Consider the following 16,723-nt stretch of genomic DNA (forward strand, 5'->3'; position numbering starts at 1 on the left):
CAATGGAAAATAACACCCCACCAGTGTCTAGCGAAAAAAAATTATATGAGCATCGTTGGCTTGTCATCATTGCGGTAATGTTAGCTGCTATTATTGAAGTGCTCGACATGACCATCGTCAATGTGTCTTTGCCACAAATGATGGGATCACTCGGTGCCGATACCGATCAAATCACTTGGGTACTCACTTCCTATATCGTATCGTCCGCGATTGTGATGGTATTAACCGGTTTTTTAGTCGATAAATACGGCCGTAGACGCTTATTAATTACTAGCATGTCTGGTTTTTTAATTTCATCGATGCTCTGTGGTTTATCGATGAATTTAATTCAAATTGTATTATTCCGCACAATCCAAGGCATTTTTGGTGCTTCGCTGATACCTTTATCGCAATATATTTTGCGCGACACTTTTCCCAAACATGAACAAGGCATGGCTATGGCAATTTGGGGAACAGGTATCATGGCCGCACCCGTGCTAGGCCCCACCATTGGTGCGTATATCACCGAAATTCTCAATTGGCGTTGGGTATTTTATATTAATTTTCCAGTGTGTATGATTTCATTAGTCATTGCCTTACGCGTAATTACCGACTCACCACACAAAAATATTAAACTCGATTGGTATGGTCTATTAGTGATGGCACTTGGGGTCGGTTCTTTGCAAATATTTTTAGATAAAGGCAATTCTCAAGGCTGGTTTGAATCGAAAGAAATTATTTTTTTATTGATTTGTGCGGTAGGTGGTATTACTTTATTTATTATTCGCGGCCTCACTAAAAAAGATAGCATTGTTAATTTACAAGTCTTTAAAGATTGGAATTTTACTGTTAGTACCATCATGCTAGCAATTTTTTGTATTTGTATTTTTGGTATTATTTCGATTCAACCCTTAATGCTTGAACGCTTATTAAATTATCCGATTATTACCACGGGCTTAATTATGGCACCTCGTGGTTTGGCGAGTGCCGTTTGCATGATCATTGCCGGCAAACTCATGGCAAAATATGATGTGCGAATTTTCATTAGCCTCGGCATTGCTTTTTCTGCGCTAGGTTCTTGGTTAATGTGTCGATTTTCATTAGATGTGAGTCAATCTTATATTTTATTAACCATGATCTTGCAAGGCATTGGTATGGGTTTTTTCTTTGTGCCCATTTCGGCGTTATCTTCTTATACCTTACCTGAAGAATTAATTCCAGTGGCCACCGGTTTATTTAGTTTTGGTAGAAGTTTAGGAAGCTCGATTGGGATTTCTATTTTAAGCACGATTATTACTCGCGAAACTCAACTGAATTGGCACACCTTGGGTCAACACCTACAACCTGATAATTATAATTTCATTCAGTGGATGAATAAAACCGGATTTCATCTTAACGATCCTCATACCCTTTCATTGTTAGGCCAAATCGTGGGACAACAATCGCAAATGAACGCATTTCTCGATGCCTTTTTCTTCACTACTCTCTCGTTTAGCATCATCTTACCTTTTGCGTTAACCTTGAAAAAAGCCGTATTTAAAAGTGGTATGGCGGTGCATTAGTTAAAAATCCACATAATTAACTGCAAGATCGCGGCAGCGGGAATCGCGGCTAATCCATCGTCGAGCATGATCCCTAATCCGCCTTTGATATTTTTATCGCAATAGGAAATTGGCCAGGGTTTTAAGATATCGAAAAAACGAAATAATATAAATCCTATTCCAATCCACACCCAATGCGGTGGGACAGCGATGAGAGTTAGCCATAGTCCGACCATTTCATCAAAAACAATGCCGCTATGATCGTGCACGCCAAGTCTTTGGCTCACTTTCTCACACAGCCAGCAACCAAAGCCAAAAGCTGCCACCATAAAAATACTGTAATAAATTAATGGCAATAGACTCAATAAAAAATAAAAAGGAATAGCAATTAAGGTACCAAAAGTACCAGGAGCAATCGGCATTGCACCACTGCCGAGTCCAAAGGCTAAGAATTCCCAAGGATTTTTCCAAATGGATGAAGGGGCACTATGATATTTCATGATGATCTCGTAAAATGTTGAAAACCGGAATAATTAAGCTGAATACTTTTTTGATGGTGCAATAATGTTAATTCTTGATCAGCAATAATTTCACCGATAATGGTAATTTTTTGTTGCGTCAGTTCGACTAAATCAGCATATAAATGCTTAGGTATGGTAAAACATAATTCATAATCATCGCCATGAGTTAAGGCTAATTCATATACCCGATCTTCACGGTAATAATCGAATAATTCAGGATGTATCGGCAATTTCTCGATATTAATTTTTGCACCCACTCGACTGGCTTGCAAAATATTTTCCAAATCGATACACAAACCATCGGAAATATCTGTGCAACTGGTTGCTAGATGACGTAAGTCCAGTCCTAATTGAATGCGGGGATTGGGACGATAATATTTTTTTAAAAATATATTATCTTGAATTTTGTCATTGCAGGTTTGTAATGCAAAATCTAAACCTAATGCCGCTGATCCTAAAAATCCAGATACACATACCCAATCTCCTACGCGAGCACCCCGACGCAATAACGCTAAACCTTTGGGTACAGCTCCAAACACTTGCACACAAATACTGAGCGGGCCTTGAGTGGTATCGCCACCAATTAATTGACATTGGTGTTGTAATAATAATTCATTAAACCCACTACAAAATTGACTTAACCAATCTGGATTAAATTCTGGAAAACACATCGACAGCCCCACCCATTTCGGTGTGGCTCCCATGGCAGCTAAATCACTGAGGGCAACGGCCAACGCGCGATAACCAATATCGGCAGGTTTGGCCTGTGACGGAAAATGACTGTGTTGATTAATGGTATCAACTGAAAAAACTAATTGCTCATCAGGCGCTAACTGCATTACGGCGCAGTCATCCCCTATTCCTACATCGACTTGCGAATTTTTTACTCCCAATTGAGCAAAGTACTGTTGGATCAGATCAAACTCATTCATCACGAAATTTACGTCCGGCATTCACTTCAATTGATCGTAAGGCCAGTGCTAATTTATCGAGAACGCCATTCACAAATTTAAAGCCATCGGTGGCGCCAAAACATTTGGTTAATTCTAAGGCTTCATTAATCACCACACGATACGGAATTTCTAGGCAATCGCGTAATTCGTAACAACTTAATCGCAAAATCGCCAGTTCAACGGGATCGATTTCGTCTAAGGCACGACTTAAATGGGGTTTAATTAATTCGTCAAATTCATGTGATTTTTCCAGGCAATGCTGGATTAATTGATGAAAATAATGCGCATCGACTTTTTTTAAATCGAAACGACTGGCAAATTGTGCATAAAGCTCAGCAAATGGCGTTTGCACGAAATGCCATTGGTAAAGCGCTTGCACCGCATAATGGCGGGCATTATGACGGGCATGAGGATTAAATTTTTTCGGTAAGTTTGGTTGGTTCATTTTCTAATCTTTTAATTTCTTCGCGAAATGCGTTTAAATCTTGAAAGCTACGATAAACCGAGGCAAAACGCACATAAGCGACTTCGTCTAATTTACGTAATTCTTCCATCACCCATTCACCGAGTAATTGTGAACTAATTTCACGTTCTCCGGTGGCACGTAAACGATGTTTGATGCGACTAATTGTTTCTTCTAACGCTTCAACGGACACCGGCCGTTTTTCTAACGCACGCATCATTCCTACTCGTAAATTTTCTTCGTCAAACGGTTTACGTCGCCCATCGCGTTTGACGATCCGTGGCATGACCAATTCGGCAGATTCATAAGTCGTGTAACGTTCACAACATTTTAAACATTCACGACGTCTGCGTACTTGGTTCCCTTCACTGACTAAGCGCGAGTCGATGACTTTAGTTTCTGCATAATGACAAAATGGACAATACATAATGATTTCATCCAAGTTGATAAACGGGAAATTGTCGACATAATGCGAATACCTTTTCTTTTACCTGCGCAATAATAGCGTGATCGTGAGGATTATCTAAGATATCGCAGATTAAGCCTGCAATTGTTTGGCATTCTTTAACACTAAAACCACGTGTGGTAATAGCCGGCGTACCTATGCGCAAACCACTGGTCACAAACGGTGAACGCGGATCGTTCGGCACGGTGTTTTTATTTACCGTAATGTGCGCTTGTCCTAATGCAGCTTCAGCGTCTTTGCCGGTGATTTCACGATCCATCAAATTAATTAAGAATAAATGATTATCCGTGCCTCCCGATACAATTTTATAACCACGTTGAAGAATTACTTCCACCATGGCGCGGGCATTGGCAATAATTTGACGTGCGTAATCTTTAAAATTGTCTTGTAACGCTTCTTGAAACGCTACTGCTTTGGCAGCAATCACATGCATAAGTGGACCACCTTGAATACCTGGAAAAACGGCTGAATTTAATTTTTTTTCAAGCTCAGGATGGGCTTTGGCTAAAATCACGCCGCCACGAGGACCGCGTAACGTTTTGTGCGTAGTAGTAGTGACCACATCGGCGTGTGGGAAAGGATTGGGGTATTCACCCGCCGCAATTAAACCTGCCACGTGGGCGATATCCGCTACTAAATACGCATTCACCTTATCCGCAATGCGACGAAAACGTTGCCAGTCGAGAATTCGTGAATAAGCCGAAAAACCGGTCATGATCATTTTGGGTTTATGATGGATGGCCAGTTCTTCTACCTCGTCGTAGTTAATTAATCCCGTCTGCGGATCCACACCGTATTGCACGGCATGATACAGTTTTCCTGAAAAATTAACCGGTGAACCATGGGTTAAATGTCCACCATCACTAAGCGCTTGACCTAAAATAGTATCGCCTGGATTGAGCAAGGCGAGATAAACCGCCGCATTCGCTTGCGAACCGGAGTGCGGTTGAACATTGGCATAATCTGCATTAAATAATTTTTTAACGCGATCAATCGCGAGTTGTTCGGCAATATCTACAAACTCGCAGCCACCATAATAGCGTTTTGCGGGATAACCTTCGGCATATTTATTGGTGAGAACACTGCCCTGTAATTGCAAGACGCGAGGGCTCACATGATTTTCTGAAGCAATTAACTCAATGTGTTGTTCTTGACGTTGCTCTTCTTGTTGGATGGCAGACCATAATTCTGGATCAAAATCGGCAATAGAACTTGTTCGATTCCACATTGTGAATATCTCATGCGAAAAAAGAAGAAATTATACCTTTTGAACCGAGTAAAAACGAGATGTTTTATAGGCTGTCTTAACAATTCTATAACAGAATTATGTATCCCATTGATTTTTGCAGTGCGACTTTATTTAAGTTGCTAGGCTTGCGCGCGTGCAATCTTGAACAACACGCTCTAATTGGGTGGAAAGAAATCCTTTTCTATTCATCAATGTGGGTTGGAGAGATCGGAAACCACCACGTTGATGAACCCACCTCAAGCAACATTATTCACGACAATAAATCCTTAGCGGAATAAGTTTACTTTTTGCGTCCGAGCATCATCCTGATTGTGAGCTCCTATGCTATCTGGCTATTTTGCAATAGCGCATTAAAGTATAACGGACTATTCTTAACAAAATATTACTTCGGGCTTGTGAATTGAGTTGATATAAGGTACCTTCTAACGCATTTTTAAGATTGGAAAGAGATTATGGCACAGTATATTTGTAGCATGCATCGCGTGGGTAAAGTGGTTCCTGGTGGTAAAGTGATTTTAAAAGATATTTCTTTATCTTTTTTTCATGGCGCCAAAATTGGTGTATTAGGTTTAAATGGATCAGGAAAATCCACCTTATTACGCATCATGAGTGGAATTGATAAAGCCATTGAAGGGGATTTTCAATTACAAAAAGATATTCGAGTAGGATATCTTGCGCAAGAACCCGAATTAGATCCCGAAAAAACCGTGCGTGCTAGTGTGGAAGAAGGTGTGGCAGAGAGCATGGCATTGTTGAAACGCTTTAATGAAATTAGTATGCGTTTTGCTGAACCCTTAGATGATCAAGAAATGAATGATTTATTGGAAGAACAAGGTCGTTTGCAAAATGAAATTGATGCCATCAATGGCTGGGAATTAGAGCGCAAATTAGAAATTGCTGCCGATGCCTTGCGCTTACCTGCTTGGGATATGCTCATCAAAAATTTATCCGGCGGACAAAAACGTCGCGTCGCCTTATGCCGTTTATTATTATCCAATCCCGATATGTTATTGCTCGATGAACCCACTAACCATTTAGATGCCGAAAGTGTGGGTTGGCTTGAACGCTATTTGCATGATTTTCCAGGCACTGTTATTGCGGTAACCCACGATCGTTATTTTCTAGATAATGTCGCGGGTTGGATTTTAGAACTCGACCGAGGACATGGCATTCCCTTCGAAGGCAATTATTCTTCTTGGCTCATTCAAAAAGAACAACGTTTGCAACAAGAAGAAAAACAACAAGACGCCCGTTTAAAAACCATTGAAAAAGAATTGGAATGGGTAAGAAGTAATCCGAAAGGCCGTCACAGTAAAAATAAAGCGCGCTTACAACGGTTCGAAGAATTAAACAGTCAAGATTTTCAAAAACGCAATGAAACACAATCTTTATATATTCCACCAGGCCCACGTTTGGGTGATGTGGTGATTGAATTCAATGGTATTAGCAAATCCTTTGGCGATCAGCTGTTAATGGAAAATTTATCGTTTAGCGTACCGCCTGGCGCCATTGTTGGAATTATTGGGGCAAATGGTGCGGGAAAAACCACGTTATTTCGCTTAATTGTCGACCAGGAAAAACCTGATAATGGCTCCATTCGCATTGGTGATACGGTAAAATTAGCGTATGTGGATCAACAGCGTGATGCGCTTAACCCTAAAAATACCGTGTGGGAAGAAATTTCTGATAAACAAGATATTATGCGCATTGGTAATTATGAAACGCAATCGCGTTCTTATGTGGGCAAATTTAATTTTAAAGGTGGCGATCAACAAAAACGGGTTGGCGATTTATCGGGCGGTGAACGTAATCGCGTGCATTTAGCAAAATTATTAAAAAGTGCAGGCAACGTTTTATTATTAGACGAGCCCACCAATGATTTAGACGTTGAAACGCTGCGCGCGCTAGAAGAAGCCTTGCTCACGTTTCCTGGTAGCGCCTTTATTATTTCGCACGATCGTTGGTTTTTAGATCGTATTTGCACGCATATTTTGGCCTTTGAAGATGACGGCACTATCACGTGGTGGACCGGCACTTATACTGAGTATGAAGCCGATCGGGTAAAACGCTTAGGTGAAGCGGCGTTGCAACCCAAACGTAAACGGTATATCAACATTCCTGCGCATTAAACGGCAAATACTGAAGATAATGCTAGCCTGCGCGCGGGCTTAGAGCCTGGGGCCGCATTGCTCCCCGGGTTAACTTTTTCTGTATTTCTTTTTGTATGTCATACTTTCTTAAGAATAACTGGATATAATTTGAACCGTACTCAGGTAATTTGCTTGTTACAGGGACTGTTAATCTGAAAAGCGATTGAATTAAACGTTAGTGAGATGTAAAAAAACAACAGAACCCAAAACAAGAAAACTGAGGATAACAATAACAACAATCTCCTCGCCAAACATCGCTAACGAAAAAAATAATAAGAATCATTCAATTCGACAATCAGGTTGATAAAATAATACTAAAAATCCATAAAAATAATAACATTCTGTAATGAGCAGATTACTGGGTGTACTCTTCCCGCTCGAAAGTTATCCTCTTAACAACAATTTATACGCCGGATTAATCACGCGAAATTTTTTGTTAGGAATGGCTTCAATCATATCGTCATCCAATAATTTTCTCAGCGCATTACTGACCGAGGTAGTGGGCATCGACATTTTCATGGAAGCATCTAAACTGTAAATATTTTCATCGGGATGAAGCGCTAAAAATTTTAATAATTTTTTCGGATTTTCAGGTAAATTAAAATAGTCTTTTAACAAATCACTACGTTCTTCATCAACAATTTTTTCCCAAACTGCTTCGACATTTTTCTCATTAGGCAAATTAACATGTTCCATCCATAAATAATCACAAAGATAATTAACATAATAGGGGTGACGTTCGGTAAGCTCCATTATTTTGAAAAAAGTTGACTCTGGCAATGAGCTTTTCCACATTAATTTGGCAATTTTATTTAAATGGATATTATAGTGCTCTTCGGCGATACGGTTTAATTTAATTTTTCGACATAGTTTATAAAGAGGCCGCCCTTCATCTTGAAAAATACTTTCAATCATATGCCGGTTGCTACCCGAAAAAATAATAGCCAGATTTTGCGTTTCTTGGGCAGCACTGCGAATGCCTCCCTCTACACCCATATTGGGTGCAATTTCCATGACTCGCTGAAATTCATCGATTAATAAAATGGCGTGTTTATTTTTAGTGATCAGCAATTTATCAAGCACGATAATAATTTCGCGCAATACTTCGGGAGTAGAGGCTTCGTTTTCAACTTCAAACTCTATTTTAAATCCGCTTTTTTCTAAAGAAAGTTTAGGCTTTAAATTTTTAAATGTATGTTTTAAATTTTGTATTGCTTTATCGATCACGCTGATAGTAGAACCGATTAAATCAATAATACCTTTTACTATACAACGCTCGAGTTCTTTTTCTGTCGTCGCAACATGTAAGTCAATTTTGCTAAATGGCAGCTCTGATACAATTAATGCTTTTTCACATAAGCTGCTTTTTCCATACCGTCTAGGAGCGGCAAGAAAGGTGTGTTTCCCATTTTCAATATTACTGATTAACTCCTTCAATTCTTGGCTGCGATTGCAAAAGGCCTCGCCATAAGCTTTACCTAAAGGAAAATAACGTCTGGGCTTAATCATCATCGTTGCTCATTTGCTAATAGTTAGTTAAGTATAATAATCCAGAATTGGATAATCAAGAATTAGATTATCTTATTCTGGATTATCTTATTCTGGATTATCGCATTTAGGATAATCTAAATTCAGATTATTACTTCTCAGATTATTTTAAACCCTAGAGTTTAACGCCTGAGGTTTTTGCTAGTAATTTATTGGTTGAAGCGCGGTTAAGATAAGAAATTTAGGATAAATAAAACCCCAATAGATAGGCACATCATCCATTCATGCGGTAAACGGATTAACAGTCGCATCACCTGTCTTCACAGAGATCGGCTATTTCCTAGTTAAGATATCGCGTAAATAACGCGTTCAACTCTTGGTAAGTATTCTTAAGAACCCTGGCTAAGCTTTTGTAAAACAAAGAACTTCTGTATTTGACTATTTATTACCAAGAAAAACACATTTTATCCACAGATAATTCCCAGGTTTTCAACTTGCACTTTTTTAAAAAACGCATTATCTTGTGTCACATATTGAAAATGACACCCATATATAGGGGTACAAGGAGGTTACCCATCATCACAGTGGCATCACAACAAAACGTCGTCGGCTTCCAGTTTTCTATCGTCATCGTCTTTGTGCTCTGACGGCGTTTTGTTGTGATGAAGACCAAAACCACTTAACCACTCACGAACAATGGAGCAAAAACATGCACTTGGAAAGCGAAGTTACGGTAGAAAATCCTATTTCGTTAAGCGAATTAAGCACTCATACCACGAGTCAAATTGCCTTAAACACCAATCAACCTGGCATCATTCGTGTGATCCGACGTAATGGAAAAATCACCCATTATGATGATTGCAAAATCCAAGTTGCCATGACCAAAGCTTTTTTAGCCACTGAAGGTGGAACAGCGGCCGCTTCCGCCCGCGTACACGAAGTTGTCGCCACGTTAACCGAACAGATTAGCCAAGCGTTTCACCGCCGCCTGATTGGCGGTGGCACCATTCATATAGAAGATATTCAAGACCAAGTCGAATTAACTTTAATGCGATCAGGCCATCATAAAGTGGCTAGAGCTTATGTGCTCTATCGCGAAGAACGCCGTAAACTGCGTGAAGCAAAACACGCGGATCTTGGGGAAGATGATGATGTGGGGAGCGCAGGGGGTAGCATCTTTGTGATGCTCCCCAACGGCGGCAAAATCCCACTCGATAAACAACGTCTTCGTACTATTCTTACAGAAGCCTGCGAACAGATTGATTCCGTTAACCCGGAATTATTATTGCAAGAAACTTTGCAAACCTTATTTGATGGTGTGCCACATCACGAAGTTAGTAAAGCGTTAGTGTTAGCCGCGCGTACCCATATCGAGCTTGAACCCAATTACACTTATGTCAGTGCGCGTTTATTATTAAATTTATTGCGCAGTGAAGCCTTACAATTTTTAGGGCTAGGCAACGAAGCTACATTTCATGAAATGAAAAATAGTTATGCCCATTATTTTTTAACGTATTTACAAAAAGGGATCGAATTAGAATTAATCGATCCGAAATTACAAACGCTCTTTGATTTAGAACAAATTTCACAAGCCCTCCTCCCAGAGCGGGATTTACAATTTACTTATTTAGGATTGCAAACACTCTACGATCGGTATTTTATTCACAGCCACGATCAGCGCTTTGAATTACCACAAGCATTTTTTATGCGGGTGGCGATGGGACTTGCCATTAACGAAGAACATAAAACCAAACGTGCTATTGAATTTTATCAATTACTTTCTTCATTCGATTTTATGAGTTCTACGCCAGCATTATTTAATTCAGGAACATTGCGTCCACAATTATCCAGTTGTTTTTTAACCACCATACCGGATGATTTAGACGGAATTTATTCTGCGATTAAAGATAATGCTTTATTATCGAAATTCGCAGGTGGTTTAGGTAACGATTGGACTCCTGTGCGTGCGATGGGGGCAAAAATAAAAGGCACGAATGGAAAATCCCAAGGCGTTATTCCGTTTATGAATGTGGTGAATGCCAGTGCTGTTGCGGTTAATCAAGGTGGTAAACGCAAAGGCGCTATTTGTGGTTATTTAGAAACGTGGCACATTGATATCGAAGATTTTTTAGAGTTACGTAAAAATACTGGTGACGACCGTCGTCGCACGCATGATATGAATACGGCCAATTGGATCCCCGATTTATTCATGAAGCGCGTTTATAACAATCAAGATTGGACTTTATTCTCACCCGATGAAACTCCCGATTTACACGATACCTTTGGCCTAGCATTTGAAAAATTGTATCAGCAGTATGAAGAAAAAGCCGCGCGTGGTGAAATTAAAAATGTCAGAAAAATAAAAGCGGTTAATTTGTGGCGAAAAATGTTATCGATGTTATTTGAAACAGGTCATCCCTGGCTAACCTTTAAAGATCCTTGTAATATTCGCTCACCGCAACAACATGTCGGCGTTGTTCATAGCTCTAATCTTTGCACTGAAATTACTTTAAACACTTCCAGTGAGGAAATCGCGGTGTGCAATTTAGGCAGTTTAAATTTAGCCAATCATTTAGATGAAGACGGTTTGAACTTAGCCAAATTAGAAAAAACCATTACTACCGCCGTGCGCATGTTAGATAATGTGATTGATATTAATTATTATACGGTAGCACAAGCACGTCGTTCGAATTTAAAACATCGCCCGATTGGTTTAGGCATCATGGGCTTTCAAGATGCGCTGTATCAACAAAAAATCTCTTATGCTAGTGACGCGGCTGTTGAATTTGCCGATTATTCAATGGAAGCCATTAGTTATTACGCCATCAAAGCTTCTAGCGATTTAGCGCGTGAACGCGGCACCTATGCCAGTTTTGAAAATTCACTATGGTCGCAAGGTATTTTACCCCTTGATTCCATTAAATTATTGCAACAAACTCGCGGGGATTATTTAGATCAAGATACCACTTCAACATTTGATTGGGCAAGTTTACGCATGCAAGTTCGCACAGTCGGCATGCGCAATTCTAATGTGATGGCAATTGCCCCCACCGCAACGATTTCGAATATTTGCGGGGTCACGCAATCGATTGAACCGACTTATCAAAATTTATTTGTAAAATCGAACTTGTCCGGCGAATTTACTGTCATTAATCCTTACTTAGTCAATGATTTAAAAGCGTTGAATTTATGGGATGCAGTAATGGTAAATGATTTAAAATATTTTGATGGCAGTGTTGAGAAAATTGATCGCATTCCTTTAGAATTAAAAACTTTGTATGCGACTGCGTTTGAAATTGATCCTACCTGGTTAGTCGAAGCGGCATCGCGCCGACAAAAATGGATCGACCAAGCACAATCATTAAATTTATATATGGCGGAACCTTCCGGCAAAAAACTCGATGCGTTATATCGCTTAGCCTGGATCCGCGGCTTAAAAACCACGTATTATTTGCGTTCTCTGGGTGCTACAAATGCAGAAAAATCTACTATACAAGATAATACGTTAAATGCCGTAGCCAATACCATAACCGTTAAAGCCTGCTCGATTACCGATCCGGACTGTGAAGCCTGTCAATAAAAAGGAGTGACTAGATGAGTGTTTTAGAAATAGCCGAAGCCAAAACGACCAATATTAAAAACGCCAATATTGTTGTTAAAGAAGAAGAAGACGATGGCAGCAGTGGCAGTGGTAGCACCGGATTAGAAAATTTAAAAATAGGTGCAGCCCGCATTATTGTCGATGATAAACGCATTATTAATTGTCGTGCCGATTTAAATCAATTAGTACCCTTTAAATATCATTGGGCATGGGAAAAATATTTAGCGGCCTGTGCTAATCATTGGATGCCACAAGAAATTAATATGGCTGCCGATATTGCGCTGTGGAAAGATCCTAATGGTTTAACCGAAGATGAGCGCATGATTATTAAACGCAGCCTAGGATTTTTTTCTACTGCCGATTCTTTGGTAGCCAATAATTTAGTCTTAGCCGTTTATCGCCATATCACGAACCCTGAATGCCGCCAATATTTATTACGGCAAGCGTTTGAAGAAGCACTTCACACGCATGCTTATCAATATGTGATTGAAAGTTTAGGCTTAGATGAAGCAGAAGTCTTTAACATGTATCGAGAAATTCCGGCGGTTGCTAAAAAAGCACAATGGGCAATTCCCTACACACGTACTTTGGGCAATCCTGCGTTTAGAACCGGTACGACAGAAAGTGATCAACGTTTATTACGCGATTTAATTGCATTTTATGTGATATTTGAGGGCATATTTTTCTATGTGGGATTCACCCAAATTTTATCCATGGGACGTCGCAATAAAATGACCGGAACTGCGGAACAATTTCAGTATATTTTACGCGATGAATCCATGCACATGAATTTTGGCATTGATGTTATTAACCAAATTAAAATTGAAAATCCGCATTTATGGTCAATTAAATTTCAGCATGAAATTATTACCATGATAAAAGAAGCCGTGGAATTAGAATATCAATATGCTGTTGATACGATGCCACGTGGAATTTTAGGATTAAATGCCAATATGTTCAAAGAATATTTGCAATTTATTGCTAATCGACGTTTCAATCAATTAGGACTTGCTTCCCAATATGCGGGCGTTACCAATCCATTTCCCTGGATGAGTGAAATGCTCGATTTAAAAAAGGAGAAAAACTTTTTTGAAACCCGCGTCACTGAATATCAAACGGGTGGCACGTTATCTTGGGATGATGAAAATTAATTTTACTCATGTTAGGGCTTAGTTTTTGCTAAGCCCTAGTAAATCATTATTTATTTTTCACTTAAATAAAAATGGACATTTTTATTTATCTAATGGACACACCCGAATCACGTGACCATCCGGATCTTTTACTAAAAAGGTGCGGCCAAACACTTCAGTATACGGTTTTTGCACAATATTAATCTCTGGATTTTTTTGCCATTCCTGATAAAGCGCATCGACTTCGTCATTCGACGATAACATAATACCGATTTCTGCAAATCGCGGTATGGTGCTATCGGGTGTATCGCCGCCACTCCAAAGAGCAAACAATGCATCGCCACCGGCTGCAAATGCTACATAACGTGGACTTGAAAATACGGGATCTGTGTTAAAAAGCTTGCGATAAAATGCAGTTGAACGAGGAATATCGGTGACATAAATTAACTGCAGATTAGGTTTACAGGATTTTAAAGAGGTAATCATTTTTAGCTCCAATTTACAAAACATATTCAATATACTAAACTATATCTAATTTGTCAATCAAACAGAGTTAACTATATTGAATACCCGCAAACCGTCAACAAGAACTTATAATGCCAGCGCGCGTCAAGCAAAAGCCCGCTTATCGCGAACTGCTATTTTAGCGACAGCACAATCACTGTTTACTAAACAAGGTTTTGAAAATACCAATATTCATCACATTGCTGAAGTCGCAGGAGTTTCTGAGCAAACGATATATGCGTTATTTAAATCAAAACTCGGGATTTTACGTGCGGTGATGGACGAATGTTTTTCTGATGTCGATCATGCAGAATTAGTAAATAAAGCCGAACAAACAACTTGTCCGCAACAAGGCTTAGCATTAGCCGCTAAACTGGCTCGCAATATTTACGATGCAGAACGCCAACAACTTTATTTACTGCAAGGAGCTAGCGCCCTATCGCCTGAGCTAAAACAATTAGAACAAGAGCGCGAACAACGGCGACATCATCGCCTTTCCCACACGATTAAAACCCTGTTTGCAAAAAAATATATCGATGAAAAATTAAGTCTAAGAAAAGCCCACGATATTTTTTGGGCTTTTACTGGCCGAGATTTATATCGTCTTTTAGTGATTGAACAAGGTTGGTCATCCAATTATTACGAGCAATGGCTTGCAGAAACTTTATCACGAGTTTTATTAAAAAATAATTTATAAACTCAAAGGGACATGGATCAGTATTGTTTCCTCGTGTAAGGCATTTGGAAAATCCGTAAATGCCGTAAAGGCTGGTTGTTGAGAATTAATGTTCACTGCAGATGATTCTGCCCATTTTCCATAAATATAATGATAGGCCAAACCTAAATTGTTAATTTTTCCTTGATAATAAAAGCGTGCGTAGTATCCTTTTGCTATCGTCATATGATCGAGCTCAAGATTACGTTTTAATAAAGTAACTCCTGCTGTAAATCGAACTTCATCTGGCGCCACTGCACCATCATGAGGATTATCATGTCCAATGCCAACATACATCCCAGAAAAATCATCGTTGATTTCTTCGGTTAACAATTTATTTTTTAAATTATTCCAAGCACGAGGAGCAGACTCAAAATAGATACCTCTCTCGGTTACACCTTGCAAACTTAAATCACTGAGGTAAACGATGTCAGGATCATTGAGAATAATAGCATCCAGTTCATTTATTATATTTAATTTTTGACGCGCATGACGTGGTGAATAACCAAAAATTTCTTTAAAACTTCTAGAAAATGCTGCCTGATCTTCAAAGCCTGCATTTAAAGCAATCTCCAAAATTGAATCTTGGCGTTGCTGTAATGAAAGAAAAGCAAATTCCATTCGTAAACGACGAATAAAATAACCAGGAGATTGATCAATTAACTCATTAAATAAGCGCTTTAAAGAGGATAATGAGACACCCACAGATTTAGCAATATCCTCTAATTGCATGGGTTGATTAATATTATCGTAGATGAAACGGATAGCTTTAATAAATGTCGTATTATTGATATAGCTCATCAGCATCTCCAAACCAGATCATTGAATGAGCGATAGTATAATTTAAATAGTATTGTTAATTTATGCAAAAAAGCTCAACTTTTTACTCTGATGTTGGCGCCTGTTGCTGGCGTTGGCTATCAAGCCAATTCATCACGGCATGACACAGCGCGTCTGTGCCCTCGCCGGATACCGCAGAAACTAAAAACACGGGTGCTTGCCAATTAATTTTTGCGGTAATTTCTGCAATTAACTGCTCGCTTTCTTCTTCAGGTAATAAATCCATTTTATTGAAAACTAACCAACGTGGTTTATTCACTAATTCTTCATCGTAGGCTTTGAGTTCATAAATAATTTTTTCGATATTTGCAATAATATCGCTCTCATCGATAGGGGCAATATCCACCACATGCAATAATAATTTGGTGCGTTGTAAATGTTTTAAAAAACGATGACCTAAGCCCGCACCTTGATGCGCTCCTTCAATTAAACCAGGAATATCGGCCATTAAAAAACTTTTTTCCGTACCTAAACGCACGACACCTAAATGCGGGCGCAATGTCGTGAATGGATAATCAGCAACTTTTGGAGTCGCACTGGATACTGCACGAATTAAGGTCGATTTACCGGCATTGGGTAATCCTAATAATCCTACATCAGCAATTAATTTTAAAACGATACGCAAACGATGTTCTTCGCCAGGTTTGCCTTTGGTGGTTTTCCGCGGCGCGCGATTGGTGCTCGACTTAAAACGCGCATTGCCGAGGCCCCCTCTTCCACCTTCTGCTACTAACAGAGTTTGTCCGGGTTCAATTAAATCGCCAATTAAGGTGTCATCGAATTCATGATCATAAATCATGCTGCCTACGGGTACTTTGACATAAATATCGTGCCCGCTTTTACCAAAACAATTTTTACCCGCACCACATTCACCATTGGGCGCTTGGTGTTTGGCTTGAAATCGAAAATCCACTAAGGTGCTTAAATTCGGATCGGCAATTAAATAAACGCTGCCCCCATGACCGCCATCCCCACCATCGGGCCCACCGCGTGGCACATATTTTTCGCGCCGAAAGCTTAAACAGCCATGACCGCCATTACCAGCTTTAACATGAATAATTGCTTCATCAACGAAACGCATGATTATAACTTCAAATCTGATTTAATAATTGTGTGGGAAATA

At 39.4% G+C, this 16,723-nt stretch carries 14 protein-coding genes; 5 read left to right on the forward strand and 9 right to left on the reverse strand.

What is annotated here, in order from left to right; translation table 11 throughout:
• The first annotated feature begins 2 nt into the window (after window positions 1-2).
• Entirely contained in the window at window positions 3-1,541 is a 1,539-nt protein-coding gene (locus KIT27_05675; protein MCW5589136.1) for a DHA2 family efflux MFS transporter permease subunit, read from the forward strand.
• Here the strand turns inward: KIT27_05675 and KIT27_05680 are convergent.
• From KIT27_05680 to KIT27_05700, 5 genes are read right to left on the reverse strand one after another with little or no spacing between them, the layout of a single operon-like run.
• Entirely contained in the window at window positions 1,538-2,020 is a 483-nt protein-coding gene (locus tag KIT27_05680; protein MCW5589137.1) for a phosphatidylglycerophosphatase A, read from the reverse strand. The two genes, KIT27_05675 and KIT27_05680, sit on opposite strands and share 4 nt — an antisense overlap.
• Window positions 2,017-2,973: a thiamine-phosphate kinase gene (thiL, locus tag KIT27_05685; protein ID MCW5589138.1), complete on the reverse strand. Its 957-nt coding sequence runs from the start codon at window positions 2,971-2,973 to the stop codon at window positions 2,017-2,019. The genes KIT27_05680 and thiL overlap by 4 nt, the downstream gene beginning before the upstream one ends.
• Window positions 2,966-3,439 carry a transcription antitermination factor NusB gene (gene nusB / locus KIT27_05690; protein ID MCW5589139.1) on the reverse strand — a complete coding sequence of 158 codons (474 nt, stop codon included), beginning with the start codon at window positions 3,437-3,439 and terminating at the stop codon, window positions 2,966-2,968. Before nusB ends, thiL begins: the two co-directional genes overlap by 8 nt.
• The gene (gene nrdR, locus KIT27_05695) at window positions 3,408-3,884 is read right to left on the reverse strand and encodes a transcriptional regulator NrdR (GenBank protein ID MCW5589140.1); all 477 of its coding nucleotides are present in this window, start codon (window positions 3,882-3,884) and stop codon (window positions 3,408-3,410) included. Before nrdR ends, nusB begins: the two co-directional genes overlap by 32 nt.
• A gap of 7 nt (window positions 3,885-3,891) precedes the next feature.
• Entirely contained in the window at window positions 3,892-5,151 is a 1,260-nt protein-coding gene (locus tag KIT27_05700) for a serine hydroxymethyltransferase (GenBank protein MCW5589141.1), read from the reverse strand.
• Between the two features lie 473 nt (window positions 5,152-5,624).
• Here KIT27_05700 and ettA point away from each other — a divergent pair, with 473 nt between their 5' ends.
• Complete coding sequence (gene ettA / locus KIT27_05705) at window positions 5,625-7,301, forward strand: energy-dependent translational throttle protein EttA (protein ID MCW5589142.1); 1,677 nt, start codon at window positions 5,625-5,627, stop codon at window positions 7,299-7,301.
• Between the two features lie 405 nt (window positions 7,302-7,706).
• On the opposite strand, the gene KIT27_05710 is transcribed toward ettA, so the two are convergent.
• Window positions 7,707-8,834, reverse strand: a complete 1,128-nt coding sequence (locus KIT27_05710) for an ATP-binding protein (GenBank protein MCW5589143.1) — start codon at window positions 8,832-8,834, stop codon at window positions 7,707-7,709.
• A gap of 685 nt (window positions 8,835-9,519) precedes the next feature.
• Here KIT27_05710 and KIT27_05715 point away from each other — a divergent pair.
• Together KIT27_05715 and KIT27_05720 are read left to right on the forward strand one after the other, a co-directional pair.
• The gene (locus KIT27_05715; GenBank protein MCW5589144.1) at window positions 9,520-12,390 is read left to right on the forward strand and encodes a ribonucleoside-diphosphate reductase subunit alpha; all 2,871 of its coding nucleotides are present in this window, start codon (window positions 9,520-9,522) and stop codon (window positions 12,388-12,390) included.
• Between the two features lie 14 nt (window positions 12,391-12,404).
• A complete protein-coding gene (locus KIT27_05720) occupies window positions 12,405-13,562 on the forward strand; it encodes a ribonucleotide-diphosphate reductase subunit beta (protein ID MCW5589145.1) in 1,158 nt (385 codons plus the stop codon).
• 81 nt (window positions 13,563-13,643) lie between these two features.
• Here KIT27_05720 and KIT27_05725 read toward each other — a convergent pair whose 3' ends face one another.
• A complete protein-coding gene (locus tag KIT27_05725) occupies window positions 13,644-14,027 on the reverse strand; it encodes a VOC family protein (protein MCW5589146.1) in 384 nt (127 codons plus the stop codon).
• A 76-nt stretch (window positions 14,028-14,103) separates the two neighbouring features.
• On the opposite strand from KIT27_05725, the gene KIT27_05730 reads away from it, so the two are divergent.
• A complete protein-coding gene (locus KIT27_05730; protein MCW5589147.1) occupies window positions 14,104-14,742 on the forward strand; it encodes a TetR/AcrR family transcriptional regulator in 639 nt (212 codons plus the stop codon).
• Here KIT27_05730 and KIT27_05735 read toward each other — a convergent pair.
• The gene (locus KIT27_05735) at window positions 14,737-15,561 is read right to left on the reverse strand and encodes a helix-turn-helix domain-containing protein (protein MCW5589148.1); all 825 of its coding nucleotides are present in this window, start codon (window positions 15,559-15,561) and stop codon (window positions 14,737-14,739) included. The two genes, KIT27_05730 and KIT27_05735, sit on opposite strands and share 6 nt — an antisense overlap.
• A gap of 82 nt (window positions 15,562-15,643) precedes the next feature.
• Window positions 15,644-16,681 carry an Obg family GTPase CgtA gene (cgtA, locus tag KIT27_05740; protein ID MCW5589149.1) on the reverse strand — a complete coding sequence of 346 codons (1,038 nt, stop codon included), beginning with the start codon at window positions 16,679-16,681 and terminating at the stop codon, window positions 15,644-15,646.
• Window positions 16,682-16,723: the final 42 nt, after the last annotated feature.

The sequence above is a fragment of the Legionellales bacterium genome (genome assembly GCA_026125385.1).
GTDB lineage: Bacteria > Pseudomonadota > Gammaproteobacteria > JAHCLG01 > JAHCLG01 > JAHCLG01.